The 17,628-nt window shown below is 63.9% G+C and carries 14 protein-coding genes; 5 read left to right on the forward strand and 9 right to left on the reverse strand.

Translation table 11 applies throughout. The features are described from left to right. Window positions 1-9: 9 nt before the first annotated feature. The gene (locus tag AC3IR3_RS11785; RefSeq protein ID WP_489196919.1) at window positions 10-1,140 is read right to left on the reverse strand and encodes a BaiN/RdsA family NAD(P)/FAD-dependent oxidoreductase; all 1,131 of its coding nucleotides are present in this window, start codon (window positions 1,138-1,140) and stop codon (window positions 10-12) included. Between the two features lie 509 nt (window positions 1,141-1,649). Between AC3IR3_RS11785 and AC3IR3_RS11790 the strand changes: the two genes are divergently transcribed. Together AC3IR3_RS11790 and AC3IR3_RS11795 are read left to right on the forward strand one after the other, a co-directional pair. Continuing rightward, window positions 1,650-2,630, forward strand: a complete 981-nt coding sequence (locus tag AC3IR3_RS11790) for an IS110 family RNA-guided transposase (protein WP_489192309.1) — start codon at window positions 1,650-1,652, stop codon at window positions 2,628-2,630. A 96-nt stretch (window positions 2,631-2,726) separates the two neighbouring features. Next, window positions 2,727-3,209: a YajQ family cyclic di-GMP-binding protein gene (locus AC3IR3_RS11795; protein ID WP_489192311.1), complete on the forward strand. Its 483-nt coding sequence runs from the start codon at window positions 2,727-2,729 to the stop codon at window positions 3,207-3,209. Here AC3IR3_RS11795 and AC3IR3_RS11800 read toward each other — a convergent pair whose 3' ends face one another. The 6 genes from AC3IR3_RS11800 to AC3IR3_RS11825 all read right to left on the reverse strand — a co-directional run bounded on the left by AC3IR3_RS11800 (window position 3,210) and on the right by AC3IR3_RS11825 (window position 11,621). After that, the gene (locus AC3IR3_RS11800; protein ID WP_489225023.1) at window positions 3,210-6,296 is read right to left on the reverse strand and encodes a ligand-binding sensor domain-containing diguanylate cyclase; all 3,087 of its coding nucleotides are present in this window, start codon (window positions 6,294-6,296) and stop codon (window positions 3,210-3,212) included. Next, entirely contained in the window at window positions 6,286-7,839 is a 1,554-nt protein-coding gene (locus AC3IR3_RS11805; protein ID WP_132144865.1) for a putative bifunctional diguanylate cyclase/phosphodiesterase, read from the reverse strand. The genes AC3IR3_RS11800 and AC3IR3_RS11805 overlap by 11 nt, the downstream gene beginning before the upstream one ends. Before the next feature lie 217 nt (window positions 7,840-8,056). Further along, window positions 8,057-8,725, reverse strand: a complete 669-nt coding sequence (locus tag AC3IR3_RS11810) for a DUF1345 domain-containing protein (protein ID WP_489192315.1) — start codon at window positions 8,723-8,725, stop codon at window positions 8,057-8,059. Then, window positions 8,722-9,117 carry a response regulator gene (locus AC3IR3_RS11815; protein ID WP_489192317.1) on the reverse strand — a complete coding sequence of 132 codons (396 nt, stop codon included), beginning with the start codon at window positions 9,115-9,117 and terminating at the stop codon, window positions 8,722-8,724. The genes AC3IR3_RS11810 and AC3IR3_RS11815 overlap by 4 nt, the downstream gene beginning before the upstream one ends. Before the next feature lie 67 nt (window positions 9,118-9,184). Further along, window positions 9,185-11,257 (reverse strand): S9 family peptidase, encoded by a 2,073-nt coding sequence (locus AC3IR3_RS11820; protein ID WP_489196920.1) that lies wholly within the window; start codon window positions 11,255-11,257, stop codon window positions 9,185-9,187. 79 nt (window positions 11,258-11,336) lie between these two features. After that, window positions 11,337-11,621: a GNAT family N-acetyltransferase gene (locus AC3IR3_RS11825; protein ID WP_489192319.1), complete on the reverse strand. Its 285-nt coding sequence runs from the start codon at window positions 11,619-11,621 to the stop codon at window positions 11,337-11,339. A gap of 253 nt (window positions 11,622-11,874) precedes the next feature. Between AC3IR3_RS11825 and AC3IR3_RS11830 the strand changes: the two genes are divergently transcribed. From AC3IR3_RS11830 to AC3IR3_RS11840, 3 genes are all read left to right on the forward strand, one after another. Further along, a complete protein-coding gene (locus AC3IR3_RS11830; RefSeq protein ID WP_489192321.1) occupies window positions 11,875-12,780 on the forward strand; it encodes a CorA family divalent cation transporter in 906 nt (301 codons plus the stop codon). A 4-nt stretch (window positions 12,781-12,784) separates the two neighbouring features. Beyond that, on the forward strand, window positions 12,785-13,705 hold the full coding sequence (locus AC3IR3_RS11835; protein WP_489192323.1) for an oxygenase MpaB family protein: 921 nt from the start codon (window positions 12,785-12,787) through the stop codon (window positions 13,703-13,705). Between the two features lie 280 nt (window positions 13,706-13,985). Beyond that, complete coding sequence (locus tag AC3IR3_RS11840; RefSeq protein ID WP_489192325.1) at window positions 13,986-15,044, forward strand: GGDEF domain-containing protein; 1,059 nt, start codon at window positions 13,986-13,988, stop codon at window positions 15,042-15,044. Between the two features lie 27 nt (window positions 15,045-15,071). On the opposite strand, the gene AC3IR3_RS11845 is transcribed toward AC3IR3_RS11840, so the two are convergent. Further along, the gene (locus AC3IR3_RS11845; protein WP_489192327.1) at window positions 15,072-16,850 is read right to left on the reverse strand and encodes a DUF885 domain-containing protein; all 1,779 of its coding nucleotides are present in this window, start codon (window positions 16,848-16,850) and stop codon (window positions 15,072-15,074) included. Window positions 16,851-16,938: 88 nt separating this feature from the next. Then, window positions 16,939-17,469: a superoxide dismutase [Cu-Zn] SodC gene (gene sodC / locus AC3IR3_RS11850; protein ID WP_489192329.1), complete on the reverse strand. Its 531-nt coding sequence runs from the start codon at window positions 17,467-17,469 to the stop codon at window positions 16,939-16,941. Window positions 17,470-17,628 lie beyond the last annotated feature (159 nt).

The raw sequence follows: 17,628 nt of genomic DNA on the forward strand, positions 1-17,628 counted from the left end.
TTCCTCTGTCTACAGGGCCGAACCGGCCGCATGGCCCGACGCCCAGGCCCACTGAAAGTTATAGCCACCCAGGTGCCCGGTCACATCGAGCACCTCGCCCACGAAGTACAGGCCCGCGTGCTGCTTCGACATCATGGTGCTGGAAGACACTTCGTCGGTGTCCACGCCGCCCAGCGTCACTTCGGCGGTGCGATAGCCTTCGGTACCGCTGGCCACGAAAGGCCAGTCCGCCAACTGTACGGCGATGTCCCGCAATTCCGCGTCACGATACTGTTTCATCGGCCGGCTACCGAACCACAGCTCGCACAGACGCTCGGCCAGCCGGCGCGGCAGCAGCGACGAAAGCACGGTGCGCAATTCGGCCCCCGGACGTTCGGCCCGCTGCGCGGTCAGCGCCTCGAAAGCATCCGTGCCCGGCAGCATATCCAGGCGCAGGTCGTCGCCTGGCTGCCAGTACGACGAAATCTGCAGAATGGCCGGCCCGCTGACGCCACGATGGGTAATCAGCATGGCATTGCGGAACGACTGCCGTCCGCAACGCGCCTCCACCGGCAATGCGACCCCCGCCAGTTCCGCGAAGCGCTCCTGGTGCTTGCCACTGAGGGTCAACGGGACCAGGCCCGCACGCGTCGGCAGGACCGTATGGCCGAACTGGCGCGCCACGTCGTAGCCGAATCCCGTCGCCCCCATGCTCGGGATCGACAGACCGCCCGTCGCGATCACCAGGGCATCCGCCCGGACGTGTCCGAGCGGCGTTTCCGCCGCGAAACCGCCTTCCACCGCGCGAAGCCGGCTGACCGGACAATTCGCTTCCACCCGCACGTCCGCCGCCGCGCATTCGTCCAGCAGCATGCGCACAATCTGTTTCGACGAATCGTCGCAGAACAGCTGGCCCAGTTCCTTCTCGTGCCAGGCGATGCCATGGCGATCGACCATGGCGATGAAATCCCACGGCGTATAGCGCGCCAATGCGGATTTGCAGAAATGCGGATTGTTCGAAAGATAATTCTGCGGGGTAGTGCCGGTATTCGTGAAATTGCAGCGCCCGCCCCCGGACATCAGGATTTTCTTGCCCACCTTGTTGGCATGGTCGACCACCAGCACGCGCCGTCCGCGCTGCGCGGCGACAATGGCCGTCATAAGTCCGGCGGCGCCTGCGCCGACGATGAGGGCGTCGTATTCCAAGAGGGGATTCCCGAAGAGGCAAATGCATATGTTAATGCCTGCAGGGCTGGGCCAATGCATTCCCAATCGCCCCATCCCATCCATCCAACACCGTCGCCCCTGCGCAGGCAGGGGCCCAGAGCGACCGCATCCGTTGTGGCATGACGCGACCGATCGCGCTCAAAAAGCGTGAACGGACGTGCTCGCAAAAAAAGTCCGCAACGCACTGGGCCCCTTATGTGTCGATTCCCGAGCCGAATGGCGCGAGAATCCCCGACTGATCATCGGTGGGAACGAGGTGACGCCCATGGGCTCCTTCGGCATCAAGCCGGCAAGGCAGATTCGCGCCCTCGTTCCGTTTCACTCGCCTGAAGCTGGAACGGTATCTTAGGCCCGCCATAGTGGCGTGAGCCTGCACATGTAAGGATCAGCCTGGCGGGTCGTGATGATCGGATGCGAAAACTTCTGACCTAAGGACTCAGCTGATGACTCAGCCCATCGTGGGGATCGATGTCGCCAAGGCGACGTTCGACGTAGCACTTCCTCTGGATCGACCGGGGAAGTACCAGACCAAGGGCAAGATGCCGCAAACCCCGGCAGGTTTTAAGCTGTTGAGCGAATGGCTGGCCCGGCATGCGCCCGATGCGGCCGTGTGCATGGAAGCGACCGGGGTGTATCACGAGGCCTTGGCCATCTATCTGTACGAACGGGGGGTGACCGTCTTCGTGGTCAATCCGGCACAGGTCGCCGCGTACGCCAAAAGCGAACTGTCGCGGACCAAGTCCGATACCACCGACGCCAAGCGAATTGCCCGCTTTGCGATCGCGCAAAGGCAACTGACCCGTCCCCTGCGGCCCTGGCAGCCGCCGACCCCGGCGCAGCGCAAGCTGCGCGCCCTGATCTATCGGCTGAACGATCTGGAAGGGATGCGCCAGATGGAGGCCAATCGGCGGGAGGTCGCCGACACCTCGGTCCGCCCCTCGATCGAGGAGATGCTCCAGACACTGGACCGGCAAATCAACGCCCTGCGCCGGGAGATTAACGACCACATCGACTCGGACCCGGACCTGCGTCGGGACAGCGATCTGCTCGTATCGATCCCGGGCATCGGCGAACTGACCGCCGCCTTCATCCTCGGTTGCGTCGGCGATCTGCGGCGGTTTTCCGACCCGCGCAAGCTCGATGCGTTTGCCGGACTGAATCCGGCGATCCGTGAATCGGGGAGGTGGAAAGGGCGCAGCACGCTGTCCAAGCTCGGCCACGCCCTGCTTCGAGCCAAGCTCTTCATGCCAGCCATGACCGCCATCCGATGCAATCGGGCTATCCAGCATCTCTTTCAGCGCCTGACCGCGCGCGGAAAACCGCGCAAACTGGCTCTGGTCGCAGCCATGCGCAAACTACTGCACATCGCTTGGGGCGTGGTCCGATCCGGCAAGCCTTATGAGCCGAACATCGCCCTTGCATGAGCGTGGCCAAGACGGTATCTGCCTGCGCAGGGGCGACGGTGAGAGATCGCGGCATTGCCATTAGAATCGACGGCGAACCCATCCAAGGACATTCCCATGCCTTCCTTCGACGTCGTCTCCGAAGTCGACAAGCACGAACTGACCAACGCCATCGACCAGGCCAACCGCGAGCTTGCCAATCGCTTCGATTTCAAAGGCACCAGCGCGAAATTCGAGCTCGAAGGTTTCGTCGTCACGCAGACCGGCGACAGCGATTTCCAGCTCAAGCAGATGCTCGACATCCTGCGCGGCCGGCTCGTTACCCGTGGCATCGATATCCGCTGCATGGAAGAAGGGTCCGTCGAGACGAACCTGGGCGGCGCGAAGCAGAAGATCACGCTGAAGCAAGGTATCGAGCAGCCGATCGCCAAGAAACTGATCGCTACGATGAAGGAGGCCAAGCTGAAGGTGGAAGCCCAGATCAACGGCGACAAACTGCGCGTTACGGGCAAGAAGCGCGACGACCTGCAGACCGCCATGGCCCTGCTGCGCAAAGCCGACGTCGAACTGCCGCTGCAGTTCGAGAACTTCCGCGACTGATTAGTGCGTCGCCAGACGGCTGCGGTTGCGGCCGTCGTCCTTTGCCTCGTACAGCGCTTCGTCGGCGCGCCCCAGCAGCGAATTGAGCGATTCGGGCGCGCGCCATACGGCCACGCCGGCGCTCACGGTGATCCGGATGCGGTATTCGCCGTGAACGATGACCATGCCGGCAAGCGCGCGGCGCACGCGTTCGGTCACTTCCAGCGCGTGTTCGGCAAGCGCGCCCGGCAGGCACAGGATGAACTCCTCGCCACCGAAGCGGCCGGCCAGGTCGTCGGCACGGCACATCGACGACAGCACCCGCATCGTCTCGCGGATGACCGTGTCGCCAGCCAGATGGCCGAACGTATCGTTGACCGTCTTGAAGTCGTCGATATCGACCAGGACCAGGCTGAAGGGAATGCCGTCGTTCGCCGCACCCATGCGCACGCGCTCGGCCTGTTCGAGGAAGCGCCGGCGATTCAGCGACCCGGTCAGTTCGTCGGTACCGGCCAGATGGTTCAGGCGCTCGTTGGCCGCTTTCAGGTCGCGCGTCCGCGCATCGACTTCGGCCTGCAAAAGCACCGCGCGACGACGCAGGTACAGCGTCCGCAAATAAACCAGGCCGAAGAAAGCCGCCACGCCCAGGAGCACGACCGCCAGCAACACCCAGGTACTTTCGTACCAGCGCGGCGTCACGACAACGCGGATGGCGGTTTCCACCGTGCGCGCATCCAGGCCACGCGTCGTGGCGCGCAATCGCAACGTATACGTCCCACTGGCCAGATTCGTGTAGATCGCGCTCGGCGGAATACCGCGCGCCACTTCGTTCCAGCCGCCATCCGCATCTTCCATGCGATACGCGTAGCGGGTTTCCAGCGGTGCCCGGAAGTCGAGGAGCGCGAAGTCGACGCGAAGATTCCTGCCGTTCCCGCCAAGCTCCAGCCTGCCATCGTCGTCGGGAATATTCCGGAACGGAATCGGCACGTCGTTGACGGCGATATGCGTCACCGCCAGCTTCGCCGGCGGCGTATCCGGCGCCGTCCAGTAAGGACGGACGACCGTCAGGCCACCCAGTCCGCCGAACATCAGTTCGCCACCGGGCGCCTCGGCCGCCGCGCGATGGATATAGCTCGGAATGCGCAGGCCATCGCGAATGCCCAGATCGGAAACCCGGTGACTCGCGGCGTCGACCATGACGACGCCGTTGGCCATGGAGGCCCATATCCGGTTTCGCTGGTCGATCTGCAAAGCGTTGATCTTGGTATTGGGCAAACCTTCGCGCGCGCCGATCAACCCGAATCGGAACGGGCCATGCGGCTTGAAGTCGTCGATATAGGCAAGGCCGCCGAACGTACCGATCCACAGGCGATGGTGCTGATCGAACATCACCGAGCCGGTGTAATCCTGCGGAAGGCTGTCGCCGTCCTTCGGATCGTGCCGCAGATTCGTGAAACCGGACGCACCATCGAACAGAATGCTGATGCCGTTGATCGTTTCGAACCACCACGCCTCGGGCATGCGCACGATATAGCGGACCTGGTCTCCCACCAGGCTGCCCGGATCGTTTGCCTCGTGGCGCAGTTGCTCCAGCGTCCCCTTGACCGTGTCGTAACGGAAGAGACCGTCGTAGCCGCCGATCAGAATGATGTCGCCATCGCGCTGCAACGACAGGATCAATCGTCCGTCGAGACTCGGCAGCATGGAACTGGTCAAGGCGAAGGTATCGGGATCGATTCGCGAAATGCCCTGCGCGCCCGCCCAGATGGAGCCGTCGGGTGCCACGACGAACGCCTGCACGTCGCGCTCGGCCTGTTCGCCGCCCAGCTGCAGATGACGCATCGTGCCGTTGGCCAGATCGAGGACGTCGATACGCCCCATGCCCAGTCCGAGCCATACGCGCCCGCGCGGATCGACGAACACCGAATGCACGTTGGCATTTGAAAGGGTGTGGGTTTCCAGCGGCGACGGCAGGACCGAAAACACCCTGCGGCCATGCGGGTCGTAGCGCGCGGCGCCAAGTTCCGTGGCCACCCAGATATTGCCGGACGTGTCCCGAAGCAGATCGCGGGTAATGTCGCCCGGCAGCGAGGATGGCATCGCGGCGTCATGCGCCAGCGTGCGCAACCTGCCGGTATTCAGGTCGTAAACGACGACACCGGCACCGTCCGTCGCGGCCCACAACTCGCCCTGTTCGGACTCGAGGAAGGCGCGCACGGTACGCCGACGGGCCAGGCCATTCTTTCCGGAGAACCCCGGAACCAGATGCGCGGCTCCCGCTCTGTCGATATAGATCGCACCCGACTGCCCCGTACCGACCCACAGCCGGCCGGCGGAGTCCTCGTGCAGCGCCCAGACCTGATCATTGAGAATCTCCTCGATCGCGGCGCCCTGCTGCGTATAGCGCTCGAAATGCCTGCCGGGCTTGCGGACGAACAGACCGTTATCGGCGCCAGCCCACACATTGCCCTGACTGTCTTCGGCCACGACGAAAGTACGGGCGACCATGCCCGGCGCGTCTCCGTCCCGGCCGGATTCGTGGGTGACGTGCCCGGTAGCGATATCGATCCGGTCCACGCCGTTTTCGGTCGCCAGCCAGAATGCGTTCGGTTCGCGTGCTTTGGCGATCGAGAATATCTTGCCGTTCGACGTGCCATCCCGCCCTATCGGATAGACGTGGAACCGCGTCGTTTCCGGATCGAACCGGACCAGACCGCCCGCATTGGTGCCGATCAGCAGGCCACCGTCGTCCAGCGGTTGCAGGGCGCGCACATAGGCATCGGGAAGCACCGCCCCGCCGTAAGAATCGGGCTCCTGTCCGAAGACCTGCATGCGATAGCCGTCGTAACGGACAAGGCCGCCGAATGTGCCGATCCAGATCAGGCCGCGCTTGTCCTGCACGATCGCCGTGGTCGTGGAGTGCGGCAGGCCGTCTGCGACCGTCACGCTGTCAAACCATGCCGTTTCGAATACCGCCCAGGGATCGACGGGAACGGAGGCCGCGCGCGCGAACGGCATCGCCAGCGCAAAGCCGGTCAACAGGATAAAAAAGCGTAGCAACCGCCGCGGACTCAGAACACTGCGACGTGGTCGCAGTTCAATGGGCATAGGCGGTCATGGATGGTTTCAGATATTGAAGGAACGCATCGGCGGTCATCGGACGGGCAAAGAAATACCCTTGTCCTATATCGCAACCCATATCGCGGAGCCAGTCGGCCTGAGCTTCCGTTTCCACACCCTCGGCGATCGTCTCCATGTTCAGCTTCTTGGCCAGGCCAACGATGGCCTCGGTAATTTCGCGGTCCGCGAGATTGTAGGCGCTGCCGCGTACGAACGACTGGTCGATCTTGATCGTACCCACCGGCAGCTCGCGCAGGTGACCCAGGTTCCAGTACCCCGCACCGAAATCGTCGATCAGCAGCGCGAAACCGTGCGAACGCAGTTTGCGTAGCTGGCGCAGGGTTTCTTCCGGCTGCCGCATGGCGCTGGATTCGGTCAGTTCGAAGCGTATCCGCATCGGATCGACCCCGAACGACTTCACGGCGCGATGGAGCGTGTCGACAAACGCCGGACGACTGAGTTCGTGCATCGACAGATTGATGGCGACATAGTCGACCCGGGTACCGACGGCATCCCAGTCGCACACTTGCTGAAGCACGCTGTGCAGCATGTATTCGCCCAGCGCGTGGATCAGCCCGGACCGCTCGGCCACCGCGACGAAAACGGTGGGCGGTACATCGCCGCGGGTCGGATGATGCCAGCGCGCCAGCGCCTCCACACCGGCCAGTGCCCCGGAACGCAGGTTGCGCTTGGGCTGGTATTCGACACTGAGCTCGCCGCGCTGCAAGGCTTCGCGAAGCTCCACGGTCAGCGCCAGACGTTCGCGGGCCTGCTCGTGCATGCCTTCCTCGTAGAAACGGAAGTCCGCCTTGCCGGTTTCCTTCACCGCGTACATCGCGGCGTCGGCGTTGCGCAGCAGCGTTTCGGCGTCGCGACCATCGTGCGGTGCCACGGCCACACCGATACTGGGGGACACGGCCACCAACTGGCCGGCCACGTTCACTGGCTGAGAGACCAGGTCGAGCACCTTGCGGCAGACCCGTACCAGGTTTTCCATGCCGCCGTAGGACTGCACCACCACCACGAATTCGTCGCCGCCGAAGCGCGACACGGTGTCGCGTTCGCGGACGCTGCTGCGCAGCGACGTGGCCACGGCGCGCAGAAAGCTGTCGCCCGCCTGGTGCCCCAGCGTGTCGTTGATGGATTTGAAGCCATCCAGATCGATGAACATCACGGCGAGCGCCGGCTTTTCCGTCGATGCAAGTGCCTCCTGCAGTTCGTGCATGAGGAATGCGCGGTTGGGCAGGCCGGTCAGCGTGTCGTGATAGGCGTGAAAGGCGAGCGCCCGGCGCGCCTGCTCGCGCGGATCGCGCAGGCGCTGGGAGCGGTGGCGGCGCTGGAAGATCAGGAAGAAGACGAAAGCCGTCACCATGACCGAAACGGCCAGCAAGGCGATCGTCCATTCGGCGCCGGCGCCGAATGCCAGGGCCCCCGCGCAACGCGGGAGGTCGCCCGGAGTGGAAAAACTCGCGCGGACGCAGTTCGACACGGCGGTGCCCAAGCCGTTCTCGACAAGCCGTTCTGTCAGCACGCCACACTCCGATTCCGATCCATCGACCTCAACCGCTCATCTCCGCGGAACGCCGATCTACGGTCTCACCCCAATCGATCAAGACCGCGGCACTCGTGACCGGTCGGTCCAGACGCCGCGGATATGCATACCCGGTGGAATAACGGCCACCCCCGCGTGCGACTTTAGCGTGCCCTGACAAACAATGCAGCGTGTTCCGCCCCATCCCCGTGCGCCTTCACGCCTTGCCGGCCACCACGTTCACGGTGATGGCGATGATAATGACGTTGAAGAAAAACGCGATGACACTGTGCCCCAAGGCCACCCGGCGCAGCTTGTGGTCCGCGATCTGGACGTCGGAAACCTGGAAAGTCATGCCCAGTACCATGGCGAAATACAGGAAATCCCAATAATCGGGGACCTTGGTTCCCGGGAATTGCAGCGCTTCGACTTCCACCGTGGCGTCGCTGTAGCAGGCGTGTGCGTAGTGCAGCGCGAACATCGTATTCATGAACAGCCATGACAACAGCAGGCTGAAGCCCGCCACCGCGATGCCAAGCAGCCCGCTGGCGCTGTCCGAGCGCAGTTCCACCCCGAGCGCGACCAGCACCACCACCGACAGGGCCACGCTGATCCATAGCGCCGTCCAGCGCCCGGGATCCTGTTCGCGGGCCCGGACCCGCATTTCCTCGATGGTCGCCCCTGCGAACATGGGCATGGTACTGCCGAGGAAGGTCAGGGCCGCGGCGTCGAATCCCAATAGAAAGCCCAGGCTGGGGCGCATGCCGCCGGCGATCAGGCTGCCCGCCAGAAGGACGAAGATCGTCAGGGCGATGGTCCAGCGCGGCCTGAGCCGGAAATGCGGGGTAAACCGCCGCCATCCGGAGATGCGTTTACGTGGACTCATGCCGGGCCGGCCCCTTTGCTACCGTCGATCAGGTCGAGCAGGACGGCATGGAGATCCGCCGTGCCATAGGGCTTGCGGAGCAACGGCCAGTCGCGCCAGCGCTCGTCCAGCCCGACGTCGTCATAGCCGCTGCTGAAGACGAACGGGATACCCAGTGCGACCAGCACTTCGCCGACCTGCTCGCCGCTATCGCCCGCCACGTTCACGTCCACGATGGCCATATCGACCGTATGGGCGGCGAGGAAGGCCAGCGCGGCCTCGACGTGTCCAAAAATGTGCACCGCCGTACTTCCGGCATCCAGGAGCCGGTCTTCCAACACCATGGCCAGCATGGCCTCGTCCTCGACCAGCAAGACGCTTCGTCCCTCGAGAATGCGTTCCGCCAGGCTCATTGTCCTTCCCATCCCTAACTGCATGCCGGACCGCAACCAGTCCGGCATGCAGTGTATCCGAGCGCGCTCAGGGCGTGGCTGGCAGATACCGGTCGAACCACGAAAGGGCGCGGGCAAGCACATCGCGTTTGTTTTCGTCGCGAGCGAAACCATGGCCTTCGCCCGGATAGACCACCAGCGACGTCGGAACGCCCTGTGCCTTGAGCGCGTGCCAGAACTCGAAGGACTGCGGCGCGGGCGTTTCCGCATCGCGCTCGCCGACCACGATCAGGGTGGGCGTCTTCGCCTGGCGGATGAAGTCGATCGCCGAACTCTTCGCATAGACGCCCGGGTCGTCGTAAACCGACGCGCCGAAGTAAGGCGTCATCCACTGGTCGATCAGGTTCTGACCGTAATAACTCTGCCAGTTCGAGATACCCGCACCCGCGACCGCGGCGCGGAAACGATGGGTCTGGGTGACCGCGAACATCGTCATGAAGCCGCCATAGCTCCAGCCGGTGAGACCCAACCGGGCATCGTCGATGGGATGGGTCTTCTCGATCGCGTCGACGCCCGCCAGCACGTCGCGCAGGTCGCCGTAGCCGAAATCGCGGCGGTTGGCCTGCACAAAGGCTTCGCCCTGCCCGTAGCTGCCGCGCGGGTTGGGCATGAACACGAAATAGCCCAGGGCCGCGAGCGGTGCGCCGCCGTAGCCGGCCGCCGGCCAGCGGGGCAGCACGGCGCTGGCCGGACCGCCGTGGATCGCCACGATCATGCCGTAGTGCTTTTTCGGATCGAAGTTAGCGGGATAGAGCAGCCAGCCCTGCACATCGTGTCCTTCGTTTTCCCACGCGATGGATTCGGCCTTGCCCCAGGTCGGCTTCAACCCGGCATTGAAACGGGTGACGGACTGGGGAAGCGAACTGCCATCGAGCTTTGCCACCTGAACCTCGGGCGCCGTGCCGAAGGAACTTTGGGTAAACGCGGCACGGGTGGCTGCCGTATCCAGCGAAAGCGACATCGAAAGCCGCCCGTCGCCGATGCTTGCCGGCACGCTGAACAGCGTCTGCTGCGTCAGCGACGTGCCTGCGGCGTCCATGCGATAGGCCGACACACGACTGACGCCGCCCGCCACTTCCGAAACCACCAGCCGGTCGGCTTCCGGCCACGCGAGCCATGAAGGCGTGACTTTGCTACCGGTCGTCAGGTTGACCGGCTCGCCACCGTTGGCCGCCACGCTGTAGATGTCGCCGCCGGTAGCCCCCTGATCGCTCATCAGGCCGCCGACGAACGCGATGCGCGAACCATCGGGCGAGAAGCTCGGCACGGCCATCTGCAAACCGTGCAGCGAACCGGTTACCGTGGCGGTGTCGACGACGACCGTTGGCGACGAACCGGTAGCCGTGCCTTGCGCATAGAGCTTAGCCACCCACCAGTTGTTATCTCCAGGAGGCGGTGCCGCGACATAGGCGATGCGCGACGCATCCGGCGACCAGCTGAACTCGTAGACGTGCAGACCGTCCGGTGTCAGCAGGCGCGGCTCGCCACCGGCCGCGTCGATGGAAGCCACCTGCTGCACTTCGACACCGTCCACACCCACCTCGCCGAGCTGCGGTTTCGCCGCCGCGGTCGCGCTGGCACGGCGCGTGGCGCCCGGCACATACAGAAAGCCGAGGGTCTTGCCGTCGGCCGTCCAGGACAGCGCGTGGACATAGCCTTTCAGGTGGGATACCTGAGCGGGCGCATTCTTTGCCTGCGTGTCGACGACGTAGATATCGTTCTGCTTCCCCTCGTCGGCGCCCGGCGCTTTGCCCGCGCAATCGGAGAGGAAGGCCAGGTGCCGGGAGTCCGGCGCCCAGATCGCGGCGGTCTCCCGGCACGCGCCCGCCTTGAAGGTAGTAACGCGATGCGCATGGCGGCCATCGACGTCGGCGACTTCCAGCACCGGCTTGCCATCGGTCTTCACCGTCCACGCAAGCTTCCGCCCATCGGGCGACAGCGACACCGAGTCGATGCTGCGCACCTTCTCCAGCGACGTCAGGATGGCTTCGATCCGTGGATCGGCAGGCTTCGCCGCCGGAGCCGCCGCATCGGCGGCCTGTACCTGCGCGCCGGCCACGAAGGCCAGCGTCGCGAACGAAAGGGTCCAGGTTCTGGACATCGACATGACATATCCCCTAGCGAAGCGCTTAAACGCCGAACGCTAGCACGCGTCCTTCCGTGTCGTCACCGGACGAAGGTCATGTCAGGAGCTTGTCGTACTCCGGGTGGCGCCTGAACCAGGTGCTTGCGTACGAGCAGGCCGGGATGATTTTCCAGCCCGCGGCTTCGGCGGTCTTCGCGGCGAAGAGCGTCAGTGCCGAGGCGATACCGCGTCCGCCAAGCGACTGCGGCACTCCCGTGTGCGTGATCGTCATGATTTTGTCGCCTAGCTGGTATTCCAGCACGCTGACCTGTCCCTCGACCGTGGCCCTGAAGGCCCGGTTCGCGGTGTCGTGAACGATTTCCAGGGGTTGGGCGCTCATGTCTTCTCCTGTTCGTTGCGTGACGCGAGCCCGGTGATGTGCTCCGCTTCGGATTACGCTCGAGAGCGCTCCTACAACAAGCTTTTCGTCGGGTGGACGATAAGAATGCTCGCTCCGGCATGCGACTTCCACACCCACGCCACGCTGGAGTCGTAAACTCAGGCACCCGTAACGGATCGATGAGGCGCAAGGCCGCGTGCTGACCATTCACCAACATGGCGAGGGCTCCGTGCCCCTTCGGTGGCAAAAGGACATGCCCATCCCCCATGGCATTCTCTGGCTGGACCTGATCGATCCCGACGACGACGAGCGGGAATGCGCGAGAAAGGTCACGAACCTGCGCATTCCTCTCCGTCACGACATCGACAGTCTTGCGCTGTCCAGCCGCATCCGTACCGATGACGATGCGATGTACCTCAGCGTCCCCTACTTCGCCGACTGCGAAGGACATCATGCGCCGGCGCCCCTGGGCATCGTCGTGACCGCGAAGGTCCTGCTGACCGTGCGCTTCGCACCGTCGAAGGCATTCGATCTCGCCGCCAGCAACAGCGACGAGCATCCCTGGACATCCAGCGCGGACGCGCTCGCCACCTTGCTGGAATCCATCGTCAACCTTGCCGCCGGGCGCATGGAGGCGGTCGCCGTCGACCTGAGGAAGCTGTCCGAGCGGGTCTTTACCCGGACACGCCTGGGTACCGCCGCGCTGCGCAACTGCATGCTGGACGTCGGGCATCTGGAAGGTCAGCAGACGCGCAACCGTTCTTCGCTGCTCGGTATCCAGCGCATCGTATCGTTCGTTCGCAGCAAGTCGCCCGAATGGATGTCCGACGATGTCGAAGTTCGCCTGCGCGTCGTGGACCACGACCTGCGCACGCTGGACGAATTCGACGATCAGCTGACCAACAAGCTCCAGTTCCTGCTCGACGCCTCGCTCGGCTTCATCAATACGGATCAGAACCATGTGATGAAGGTGCTGACGGTCGCTTCGGTCGCGACCATTCCGCCGATCATCCTGGCCGGCGTATGGGGCATGAACTTCAAGCACATGCCCGAACTGGACTGGTACTGGAGCTACCCGCTGGCACTCGCCGCGATCGCGATCAGCACGATCCTGCCCGTGCTGTTCTTCAAGTGGCGCGGCTGGCTATCGGGCGACTGACTGTATGAGCCCTCCCCTCTCTTTCCTGATGGGCCCCGTCAGCGGCCAGATACGTCGCTGGGTACTCAGCGCATTTCCCCGCGATCCGGCCAGCGGTATCGATTACGACCACCCGGTGGGCGATGCCGGCCTGTTCGGCCCCAACAGCGTCACCTGGAAAATCAACGCCGATTTTCCCGGCATGCTTTCCGGCGGCCTGTGCGCACTGATGCTGCAGACCCTGCATCCGCAAGCACTGGCGGGCGTATGGGACCACTCGAACTTTCGCGAAGACCTGGTCGGCCGCCTGCGCCGCACGACGGCTTTCGTCGGTGGAACCACCTACGCCCCGACCGCCGACGCGCATGCGCTGATCGACCGCGTGCGCCGCATTCATGGCCAGGTGCGTGGTGTCACCGAAGCCGGCGTTCCCTACTCCGCCGACGACCCCGACCTGCTGACCTGGGTGCACGTCACCGAGATGAGCAGCTTCCTCACCGGCTACCGCCGATACTGCCGCGCGGACCTCCCACCCGGCGCGGCGGATGCCTACTACGACGAAACGCGCCGGGTCGCGGAAGCGCTGGGAGCGCGTGACGTACCGGCATCCGAACGCGAAGTGGAGGCGTACTTTGCCGCCATGCTCCCTCGCCTGGTCTATGGCGAGCGCTCGCGCGTCGTCCTCGACGTGCTGTCGCGCATCCTGCTTCCGGTCCCCATGGCCGGGCTGTCCCGCGAACTGTTCCTCGGCGCCGGCGCGGCCCTGCTTCCGGCCTGGGCCGAGGACGCCCTTCAACGCACCGCCTCGCAGCGTCGCGGCGCCCGCCTGGCCGCACATACGTTGAAAGGCATGTCGCCGCTTTTCCGCCGCGCACTGAAGGACGGCGTCGCATCGCGGTCCTGCCGGCGCGTGGGCGTCACCCCCGAACTGCTGACCCGCTGGTAGGGACCCCCTCCTGCCGAAAATCCGCCTCGATCCGGATGGCATGGCGCCATCAGGCAAGGAACTACGTCACAAATTGGCACATCGACTTGCATTTCGACTAAAGTAAGGGGCTGCGTTGCCGCTAAAGGACTAAGGAGAGATGTCCTCAGGCGCGACAGTACGTGGTTGAACACGGGGCGTTGAGCGCATCTACTCGGGGGAGGAAGCCGTCGGTGCCATCAGGAAACAACCCAGCGAAGAACCTTCCCGAGGCCGATGCCTCGCGTCGGGCCGTGCCGGCATGAGAGGCACATGGCCCTTCGCTTCCGACGCCCTGCCCGAATCGCGGCTGCTCGCCTCCGTGGCCGAGTTCACGCATCACCGTGATATCGACGCCCTGGATCACAGCCTGGTCCTCTCGCTGGCCGAGCTGGTCACGGTCGGGTCGGTCGCTCTGTGCAAACGCGGCGACGATCCCCACCATCCGATCGAATCGTTGGTGGTGTGCACCCGGAACGACGAAGACACACTGGTCGTGAATGCGGTCGGCACGCACCAGGACGCCGTACTCGCCGAAAGCCTGATCCGCAGCATGGATACGCTCCAGGCCATCAGCGAAATTACGCCCGACGGCGTATCGCGCCTGATCGTTCCCGTACAGCGGGACCACGTCGCCATCGGCGCGCTGATGCTCGAATCGGGCGAACCGCTGGACGCCATCCGTCCCCTGATCGACGGCTTCTCGCGGATTTACGGCAACTACATCGCCCTGCTCAACGAGAGCGAGCGCGACAAGCTCACCGGCCTGTACAACCGTCGCAGTTTCGAACAGCGCCTGCGCCGGCTGCTGAAATCGCATGCCGAACGCGCGCTCAGGCAAGACAACGAGCGGCGCACGGCCGTCGACGATTCGCGGATATGGCTCGCCATCCTCGACATCGACCACTTCAAGCGCATCAACGACACCTACGGCCATGTCTACGGCGACGAAGTGATCCTGATGCTCGCCCAGCGGATGCGTGCGTCCTTCCGCCAGTCCGATATCCTGTTTCGCTTCGGCGGCGAAGAATTCGTCATGCTGATCACCGCTGTCGACGAGGCATCGGTAAACGCGACGCTCGATCGCTTCCGCCAGCACATAGCCGATCACAACTTCCCTCAGGTCGGCAACGTCACCGTCAGCATCGGATACGCCCTTATCGGCGAACACGACTATCCGGAAATCGTGCTCGACCGTGCCGACAAGGCGCTGTACTTCGCGAAGCAGAACGGCCGCAACAGCGTGTATGGCTACGAAGCGCTGACCGAACGCGGCGAACTGGCGACGCCGATGCCCGCGGGAAGCATCGACCTGTTCTGAAGCGACGCCCTTACAGGCGTCGGCCCGTCACAACGGCGCCGAATCGTCGTGCAACATGGCGCGGCGCACGATCTTGATCGGCGCGAAACCCTGCCGCATGAAATCGTCGTGGAACCGATGCACGTCGAACTTCGCCCCCTGCTTTGCCTGTAGATCGGCGCGCAGCTTGAGGATCTCGAGCTTGCCGAGCGTGTAATAGAGATAAGTCGGATCGGACGTGCCACGCTTGGTTTCGATCAGGCCAACGCCGCGAGACTGATAGCCTTCCTTCACGAAAAAGTCGACCGCCTGATCGAACGTCATCTGACCACTATGCATCTTGATGCCGACGATGAAGCGCGCGTTGCGCAGCAACGCATCCTGTAACTGACCCAGTTTCAGCAGTTTCTGCTGGCGCGGATCGTTCGGATACAACGCCTGTGCAAAGCCTTCGTCCAGCATCATCTGCTCGCAATAGTGCGCCCAGCCCTCGGCGTTGCTGTTCGCACCCACGAGCTTGCGCACACGATCGTCCACCTGGTGCATCCAAAGGAACTGGATGTAGTGGCCGGGATAGGCTTCGTGCACGGCAACGCTGCTGATCACCGGATAGCTGAACTGCGCCATGAAATCGTCGGTGCGCTGCTTGTCCCAGCCCGACTCGGGCAGCGTGACGTTGAAATACGCTTCCTTGGCGACGGTTTCGTACGGTCCCGGGGTGTCCATGGATGCGAACGTCGTCGCGCGCATGAAGGGCGGCGTTTCTTCGAGAATCGGTTTCACCTTCGAGGGAATCGTGATGATGCCCTTGTCCTCGATGAAGCCTATGAGCTTGTCGAAACTGGCGCGGAACGTATCCAGCAGCTTGTCGCCCGGCGGATGATCCGCGGCGAGGTCGGCCAGCACCTGCGCGGGCGTTTTGGTCGGATCGAGTTCCTTCGCCACGCGCGCGAACTCGCGCTGATTGGCGCGCATGTTTTCCATGTCGATGGCGATGAGCTTGTCGAGCGGCGTATCCACCATCTCGTCATACGCCAGTTTCTTGCGATACGTGTCGGCTCCGATCCGGAAGTCGCCCTTCGAGCGCGGCAGGACGTCGTTCTTCAGCCAGGTCTGGTAGTCGTCGAGCGCCTTGATCACGGCACCGTTGGATGCATCGAACGCCTTGCGAAGCGCGGCGTCCTTCACATCGACGAACGCGGCGGGGACGTCGTTCTGGAAGAACGTCAGCAGACCCGGCAGCTGCTCCAACGCAATCTCCGTGTAGATCTTCGGGGGATTGACGAGATTGGTCCGCGCCGCGGCCAGTGTGTCGAGCATGTGCTTCTCGCGCGAAACCAGCGAGCGCATGCGATCGTCCGGCGAGGCGAACTTGCGCGCCATCAGTGTGAACGCGCTACTCGCGATGCCGCTTGAGTAGAAGTCCGGATTCTTTTCCCAGGGCTTGATGACCGTCAAGGTCAGCAGCTGGCCTCGCACGCTGTTCAGCAGCAACTCGCGATCGCCAGACACCTGTTCGCCAAGCGTCTTGGGCGCTACGGCCGTGAAACGGGACTCCCATTCGCGCAGCGCCTTTACCTGCGCATCGATACCCGCCTTGCTGGCATCCTCGAGCTGTCCGTCATAGCGATGGATGCCTGCCGTGGTGGCGGCGGTGGGATTGCTCGGAAAGTAGAAACCGTCGAAGTAAGTGTCGGCGAGCGCCATGAAGGTCTTGTCGCTCTGACTGGCCGGCTGGACCGCCTGAGCCGGCTCTGCGGCATGCGCGAACGTGGGCAGCGCGACAACGAGGGCGGCACACAGCAGCGTTCTGGACAACTTCGGCATGACGTATTCCCGGTGGCGTGGTCGACGCCGGAGTGTACGGCCGGAATACGCGGCGCCGCCAGCATGGCGACGCCGCGTGCTTGCGGTCTTACTTCACCACGCCGCAGACAATGCGCGCACCGCCGCCGCCCAGCGCTTCGGGATGATCGGAATGGTTGTCGCCACCGGCATGCACCATCAGCGCATGACCCTTCAGCTCCGCCAGCGTCTTAAGACGCGGGGCAAGAACCTCCGTGGTACTGCTGCCATCGGCCGTCACGGTCAGCGCGGGAAGATCGCCTTCATGACCCGAGTCGGAGTAAGGACCTTCGTGTTTGTTGGTCTTCGCTGGGTCGAAGTGGCCACCGGCGGCAAGCGCCGCGCCCTTCTTGCCGTCCTTCTCGCCCGGCTCGCAGCTCGGATTGGCGTGCAGGTGGAAACCGTGGACGCCCGGCGCCAGCCCTTTGAGGTCGGGCGTGAAAAGGAGGCCGTACTTGCTCTCGGTCACCGTGATCTTGCCGACGGCGGCGCCGACGCCATCGGCGGTGACGGCGTTCATGGGCACGTCGAGGGTTTTGTCGGCGGCGAAGGCGGTCGAACACAGAAGCAGGCCGGTCAATGCGTAGGCGATCTTGTTCATCGTGGGGGTTCCTCGTCCGTTAAGTGAGACACCGATACTGCAGGATCGGTGTAGGGAGCGTCTATCGCTGAATCCCTTCCCTCGCGTTTACGGAAACGCCTCCACAAGACTCACCGTCGCCCCTGCGCAGGCAGGGGCCCAGAGCGACCACGCGAGGGC

The sequence above is a fragment of the Luteibacter sp. GL_149 genome (assembly GCF_057834065.1).